The following is a 7,095-nucleotide window of genomic DNA, read 5'->3' as shown; positions in this document are numbered from 1 at the left end:
GAGCAGCCGCCCTACGCCGGGCCGGACCAGCCGCAGTTCCCCGGCCAGGCGCCGCAGCCGCAGGACCCGCAGTCCGGTGCCATCTACAGCTGGGCGCCTCCGCCGCCGCCGATGTACCAGCAGCAGCCGATGCCGGGCCAGCCGCCCCTGATGGGTCAGCCCCCGATGGGCGGGCCGGGACAGCCGGGTCCGCTCGGTCCCCAGCCGGGACAGCAGTGGGGCGGCGCGCCGGGCATGAACGCCCCGTTCCAGCCGCAGCACGTGCCCGCGCCGGGTCAGCCGGGCCACTCGGTGAACGACCTGAACCTGCTCAAGCGCGCCCGCAAGGCGCCGCGCAGCGGCTGGCGCCGGGCCGTGCACAAGGCCTCGCGCGGCGTGATCAACCCGGGCGAGTCGGCCGCGGACGTGGTGCACCGCGATCTGGTCGAGCGGGTGAACCAGCCGGTCCGCGGCGACTACCGGATCGCGATCCTGTCGCTCAAGGGCGGCGTCGGCAAGACCACGACCACCGTGGGTCTCGGTTCGACCTTCGCGTCCATGCGCGGCGACCGCGTCATCGCCATCGACGCCAACCCCGACCTGGGCACCCTGGCGCACCGCGTCCCGCGCCAGACCCGTTCGACCGTGCGCAACCTGCTCGAGGACCAGCACATCACGCGGTACTCCGACGTGCGCGCGCACACCTCGCAGGCGCCGAGCCGGCTGGAAGTGCTCGCCTCCGAACAGGATCCGGCCGTGTCGGAGGCCTTCAGCGAGGCCGACTACCGCAAGGCCATCGGCATCCTGCAGTCCTTCTACAACATCATCCTGACCGACTGCGGCACCGGCCTGATGCACTCGGCGATGTCGGGCGTGCTCGACATGGCCTCGGCGCTGGTGCTGGTCACCTCGCCCGCCATCGACGGCGCGCGCAGCGCGTCGGCGACGCTGGACTGGCTCGACCATCACGGCTACAGCAAGCTGGTCGAGCGAACCGTGGTCGTGGTCAACGCCTCTCGCCGCGGCGCCTCCACCGTCGACCTGGACCAGCTGCGCAAGCTGTTCCTCGACCGCACCCGCGCGGTGCAGATCGTCCCGTTCGACGACCACCTGGCCGAGGGCGCGGAGATCGACCTGGAGCTGGTGAGCAAGCCGACGCGGCGGGCGCTGCTGGAACTGGCGGCGATGGTCGCCGACGACTTCAGCTACCAGGGGTACTGACCGGTTCCGCGGTGGCCGCGGCCGCCGCGGCCCGGAAGGCGTCGAGCACGGTGGCGATGGCCGGGCGCTGCGCGGCCTGCGGCCGGGTGACGAGTTCGTACACCCGCGCCGCCCGCACCCCGGCCAGGCGCAGCACCGACAGCGCGGGATGCGCGACGGCGAACCGGGGCATGAGCGCGACGCCGTAGCCGGAGGCGACGAGGGTCTCGATGACCCGGAACTCGTTGAGCCGCTGAGCGATCCGTGGCCGCACGCCGGTGATGGTGGCGATGGAGTTCAGCACGTCGTCCACCGGGAACCCGCCGCGCACGCTGACCCAGGTCTCGTCGGCGAGTTCCTCCGGGCGCACCGACACGTGCCCCGCCAGCCGGTGCGTCGGGGCGACGACCACGTCGATGGGTTCGCGCATGAGCACCTGGGCGCGGATGCGCGGACCGGACGGCGAGGGCGCGCGCTCGTCGCGGTGGGTGAGCACGATGTCGTAGTCGGCGAGCAGCTGCCCGGCGTGGCTGGGCGGCAGGTCCTCGTCTCCCGCGACGATCTCGACGCCGCCGTCCCCGAGCGCGGTGAGGACCGGCGGCAGCAGCAGCGCCGCGCCGGAGGGGAACATCGCCACCCGGACCTGCCCGCGCGGCGAGCCCCGGTAGTGGGCCATCTCGGCGACCGCGCGATCCATGGCGGCGAGGACATCGTCGGCGCGCAGGACCAGCGCGTGTCCGGCGTCGGTCAGCCGGACCCGGCGCCCGTCGGGTTCGAGCAGGGCCACCCCGGCCTCCCTGGCCAGGACCTTCAATTGCTGGGAGACCGCCGAGGGCGTCATCGACAGCGCCTCGGCCACCGCCGCGACCGTGCCGCGGTCGGCCAGCTCCCGAAGGATCCGCAATCGCTCCGTGCCGAACATGTAGCAAAGCTACCGTAATGATCCACATTTATTCGATTGTCCTGATGGTTTCCGCCGCTCACGATAGGGAGCGTGACCTCCCGCGACCGCCTGCTCGGCCTCACCGTCGTCGTCCTCTGGGGCCTGAACTTCCTGGCCATCCGGATCGGCCTCGACCACTTCCCGCCGCTGTTCTTCGCCGCCCTGCGTTTCGCCGTCCTCGCGGTGCCGGTGCTGCTGTTCGTTCCGCGGCCGCCGGTGCGGTGGCGCTGGCTGCTGCTCTACGGCGGCGGCTTCGGCGCGGTGCAGTTCGCGTTCCTGTTCACCGCCATGCGGGTCGGTATGCCGACCGGCCTTTCCTCGCTGGTACTCCAGTCGTCGGCGCCGTTCACCGTGATCCTCGGCGCGGTGCTGCTGCGGGAGCGGCTGCGCGGCGTGCAGGTGGCCGGGCTGCTGGTCGCGGTGGCGGGGATGGCCGTCATCGGCTGGGACCGCTTCAGCCACGCCTCGCTGCTGCCGGTGCTGCTCACCCTCGCGGGCGGCCTCGGCTGGGCCTTCGGCAATATCGGCGCCCGGCGGGCCGGGGCCGAGTCTCCGGGCGCCGACCCGCTCCAGCTCACTCTGTGGATCACCGTGGTCCCGGTCCTGCCGCTGCTGGCACTGTCGATGATCGTCGAGGGTCCCGGCGCGGGGGCGCGGGCGGTCGGCACCGCGTTCTCCGCCGACGGCGTGCCCGCGCTCGTCGCGCTGGCCTACATCGCGGTCCTGTCGACCGTGTGCGGCTCGGGCCTGTGGACCTACTTGATGAGCCGCTACCCCGCGGGCACGGTCGCGCCGTTCTCCCTGCTCGTGCCCGTGGTCGGCATCGCCGCGTCGTGGGTGTTCCTGCACGAGACGCCGTCGGCGGCGGCCCTCGTGGGCGGGGTGATCGTCATCGCAGGCGCCTTCGCCGCGACCGCCACGCGCGGGGCGGCGCCGGTTCCCACCGCCCCGGCGATCCCCCTGCCCGCCCGGGTCTGATCTCGGGGGATCGGCCCGCGCCGCGACCCGGTGTGGCTAGCATGTGAGCGTTCGACGGGCGACTCTTCACCCGGGGCGGAATTGCCCGGATTTCGCCCCGCTCTACAGTGGTTGGCAGGCACACACTTCGGACGAGGCAGCTGAACAAGATATGGCGGAACAGCGGTGGCCCGTTTCGCGCAGAACGTTTCTGCGTGGCACGGTCGCAGCGGGGGTGGGATCAGCGGGGATCCTGTCGGCCGGGCCGGTACTCGGCGCGCCGCGGGGCAATCGGGTGGCTGTTCTCGGCGGCGGCGTCGCCGGCCTGACCGCCGCGCACGAATTGGCCGAACGCGGTTTCGAGGTGACCGTCTACGAGCGGCGCGCGCTCGGCGGAAAAGCCCGCAGCATCCCGTTCTCGGGTACCGGTCGCGACGGCCGTCCCGATCTGCCCGGCGAACACGGTTTCCGATTCTTCCCCGGCTTCTATCAGAACCTGCCCGACACCATGCGCCGTATTCCGGTCCCCGGTAATGCCGACGGCGTGTGGAGCAATCTGATCTCGGTGCCCGAGGCGCGATTCTCCCGCGCGAACGCCGACGACATCCTGCTGATGCTGCCCGACGGCATCCACTCACCCGCCGACGCCGACGCGGTGCGCGAGACCCTCGCGGGCACCATCGCCACCGGCACGAAAATGCCTGCGCAGGAGGCGCTGTACTTCGCCAACCGGCTGCTGGTGTTCAACACGAGCAGCACCGAGCGCCGCTTCGGCCAGTGGGAGAACACCTCCTGGCAGGACTTCGTCCAGGGCCACCGGCGTTCGCACGAATTCCGCGCGCTGGTGTCGCGCTCGCTCACCAGCGTGATGGTCGCCGCGAAAGAGGATCTCGCCAGTACCCGCACCATCGGCGCGATGGGTGAACAATTCCTGGGTAATCCGCTCGGCCTGGGCAACGACGGCGGCCTCGACCGGGTGCTGAACAATGCCACGAATATCGCCTGGATAGATCCGTGGGAGCGCCTGTTGCGCGGGCTCGGGGTACGTTTCGAAATGGGCGCCGACGTCCGCGGGCTCGAGATGCGCGACCGGCGGATCGCCGGCGCGCGGATCGTCTCCGGCGGAACGACGCGCACGGTCGAGGCGGACTATTTCGTCGTGGCCCTGCCCGTGGAACAGGCCAGGAAACTCTGGTCGCCCGAGGTGCTCGCCGTCGCCCCGGAATTGGCCGCCACCGACCGGCTGATGACCGATTGGATGAACGGAATCCAGCTCTACTTCCGTGCGCCACTCAACATTTCGCGCGGGCACACCGCCTACGTCGATTCGCCGTGGTCGCTCACCTCGATCAGCCAGAATCAGTTGTGGACGCACAAACTCACCGAGTTCGGCGACGGCACCGTCCGGGACTGCCTCTCGATCGACATCTCCGATTGGAACACCCCCGGCGTGCTCTTCGGCAAACCCGCCAAGGAATGCACCCACGAGGAGATCTTCCGCGAGGTCTGGGCCCAGCTCGACCGCCACCTCGACGATCGCGAGCAGCTGCTGCGCCCCGCCGATCTGCACTCCTGGTTCCTCGATCCCGGCATCACCTGGCGGGGCGACCGCAACGACAACGCCGACCCGCTGCTCATCAACACCGCGGGCTCCTGGGCGGCCCGCCCGGAACCGCACGGGCCCGTCGAGAACCTCTTCCTGGCCGGTGACTACGTGCGCACCGACGTCGACCTCGCCACCATGGAGGGCGCCAACGAGTCCGCGCGCGCCGCGGTCAACGCCCTGCTCGACGTCGCCGGTTCGAACGCCGCCCGCTGCCGCACCTTCACCCTGCGCCGCACCCCCGAACTGGAACCGCTGCGCCTGCTCGACGCCGAGCGCTACCGCGCCGGTCAACCGAACATGTTCGACGTCGCCCTGTGACGCGCGACCCGCGCGTTCCCGGCCCGGCGCCGTCAGCGCCCGCGTAACCACGCCAACACGCCCGCGACATTCGCGCGACATCCGCGACGACCTAGACTCGCGGCGTGGCAGACATCTCGGTGCGTGGGCGCCTGGCCCTGCGGGCGGCGGCGGCAGCGTCGTGGGCTTCGCAGAAGGCGGGTCGCGGCAAGGGTTCGATGATCGGCGGTCTGATCGCGCTGAAGATCGATCCGTCGATCATGACGCAGCTCGGCCGCGGACGGCGGACGGTCCTGGTGACCGGGACCAACGGCAAGTCGACCACCACCCGCATGACCACCGCCGCCCTCGGCACCATCGGCCGGGTCGCGACCCAGGCCGACGGCGCGAACATGGACGCGGGCATCGTGGCGGCGCTGTCGGCCAATCAGGGCATGCCGCTGGCCGCGATCGAGGTCGACGAGCTGCACCTGCCGCACGTCGCCGACGCGCTCGATCCGGCGGCGATCGTGCTGCTGAACCTGTCCCGCGACCAGCTGGACCGGGTGGGCGAGATCAACATGATCGAGCGCCGCCTGCGCGCGGGCCTGGAACGGCACCCGAACGCCGTCGTCGTCGCCAACTGCGACGACGTGCTCGTCGCTTCGATCGCCTACGACCACCCCAACGTGGTGTGGGTGGCCGCGGGCGGCGGCTGGGCCGTCGACGCGACCAGCTGCCCGCGCAGCGGCGAGCCGATCCTGTGGGAGGGCGAGAACTGGCGCAGCACCGGCGCCGATTTCTCCCGCCCCCAGCCCGATTGGTGGCTCGAGGGCGAGGACCTGTGCGGCCCCGGCGGCTTCCGCAAGACGCTGCATCTGGCGCTGCCGGGCCGCGCCAACCGCGGCAACGCCGCCCAGGCGGTCGCGGCCGCCGTGGCGATCGGCGCCGAGATGGCCAAGGCCACCGAGGCCACCGGCACGGTGCGCGAGATCGCGGGCCGGTACCGCACGGTGACGGTCGGCGAGCACGACGCGCGGCTGCTGCTGGCCAAGAACCCGGCGGGCTGGCAGGAGGCGCTGTCGATGATCGACCACGATTCGGCCGGCCTGGTCATCGCGGTGAACGGGCAGGTGCCCGACGGCGAGGACCTGTCGTGGCTGTGGGACGTGCGCTTCGAACACTTCGAGGGCGTGCAGGTGGTCGCCGCGGGCGAACGCGCCACCGACCTGGCGGTGCGGCTGACCTATGCCGGTGTCGAACACACCCTCGTGCCGGACCCGTTGCGCGCCATCGCCTCCTGCCCGCCCGGGCACGTCGAGGTGCTGGCCAACTACACCGCGTTCCGCGATCTCAACCGCGACCTGGAGGCGCGCAACCGATGAGCGAATCGACCGTCCGCATCGGCCTGGTCCTGCCCGATGTGATGGGCACCTACGGCGACGGCGGCAACGCCGTCGTGCTGCGCCAGCGCCTGCGCATGCGCGGCTACGACGCCGAGATCATCGACATCAACCTGCCGGATCCGGTCCCCGACTCGCTCGACATCTACACCCTCGGCGGCGCGGAGGACTCCGCGCAGCGCCTGGCGACCCGCCATCTGCAGCGCTACCCCGGGCTGCAGCAGGCCGCCGCCAAGGGCGCGCCGGTGCTGGCCATCTGCGCGGCCATCCAGGTCCTCGGGCACTGGTACCAGACCTCGGCGGGCGAGAAGGTCGACGGCGTCGGCCTCTTCGACGTCACCACGGCCCCGCAGGAGAAGCGGTCGATCGGCGAGGTCGTCACCCAGCCGCAGCTGGACGGCCTTTCCGCGCCGCTGACCGGGTTCGAGAACCATCGCGGCGGCACCACCCTCGGCCCCGACGCGCGCCCCCTGGCCCGGGTGACCCGCGGCGTCGGCAACGGCGTCGGCGACGGGAACGAGGGCGTGGTGCAGGGTTCGGTGCTCGGCACCTACATGCACGGCCCCGCCCTGGCCCGCAACCCCGAGCTGGCCGACTACCTGATCGCCCGCGCGCTCGGCATCCCGGCGTCCGAGCTGGCCCCGCTGGACCTGCCCGAGGTCGACCGCCTGCGCCGGGAACGGCTGAGGGGACACTGAGCGCCGGCGCGCTCGAGTCGCGGCCCCTGGTGT

Annotated in this window: 6 protein-coding genes; 5 read left to right on the top strand and 1 reads right to left on the bottom strand. The window is 71.8% G+C overall.

The genetic code is table 11. The annotated features are described in order from the left end of the window. Window positions 1-1,200, top strand: a 1,200-nt coding sequence (locus tag ON36_RS01445; RefSeq protein ID WP_052313531.1) for a MinD/ParA family ATP-binding protein, incomplete at its 5' end; no start/stop codon positions are given. Here the strand turns inward: ON36_RS01445 and ON36_RS01440 are convergent. Beyond that, window positions 1,181-2,101 carry a LysR family transcriptional regulator gene (locus ON36_RS01440; protein ID WP_043646854.1) on the bottom strand — a complete coding sequence of 307 codons (921 nt, stop codon included), beginning with the start codon at window positions 2,099-2,101 and terminating at the stop codon, window positions 1,181-1,183. The genes ON36_RS01445 and ON36_RS01440 overlap by 20 nt on opposite strands. A 72-nt stretch (window positions 2,102-2,173) precedes the next feature. On the opposite strand from ON36_RS01440, the gene ON36_RS01435 reads away from it, so the two are divergent. The 4 genes from ON36_RS01435 to ON36_RS01420 all read left to right on the top strand — a co-directional run bounded on the left by ON36_RS01435 (window position 2,174) and on the right by ON36_RS01420 (window position 7,062). Then, complete coding sequence (locus tag ON36_RS01435) at window positions 2,174-3,100, top strand: EamA family transporter (RefSeq protein ID WP_043646849.1); 927 nt, start codon at window positions 2,174-2,176, stop codon at window positions 3,098-3,100. Window positions 3,101-3,251: 151 nt separating this feature from the next. Beyond that, window positions 3,252-5,003, top strand: coding sequence for a hydroxysqualene dehydroxylase (locus ON36_RS01430; RefSeq protein ID WP_043646846.1), 1,752 nt, complete (start codon window positions 3,252-3,254; stop codon window positions 5,001-5,003). Between the two features lie 104 nt (window positions 5,004-5,107). Continuing rightward, on the top strand, window positions 5,108-6,346 hold the full coding sequence (locus ON36_RS01425) for a Mur ligase family protein (RefSeq protein WP_043646840.1): 1,239 nt from the start codon (window positions 5,108-5,110) through the stop codon (window positions 6,344-6,346). Then, entirely contained in the window at window positions 6,343-7,062 is a 720-nt protein-coding gene (locus ON36_RS01420; protein ID WP_043646834.1) for a type 1 glutamine amidotransferase, read from the top strand. The genes ON36_RS01425 and ON36_RS01420 overlap by 4 nt, the downstream gene beginning before the upstream one ends. Window positions 7,063-7,095: the final 33 nt, after the last annotated feature.

This window comes from Nocardia thailandica NBRC 100428, from assembly GCF_000308795.1.
GTDB lineage: Bacteria > Actinomycetota > Actinomycetes > Mycobacteriales > Mycobacteriaceae > Nocardia > Nocardia thailandica.
The sequence above is the reverse complement of the archived record's forward strand: the minus strand, read 5'-3'. Positions and strand labels throughout refer to the sequence as shown.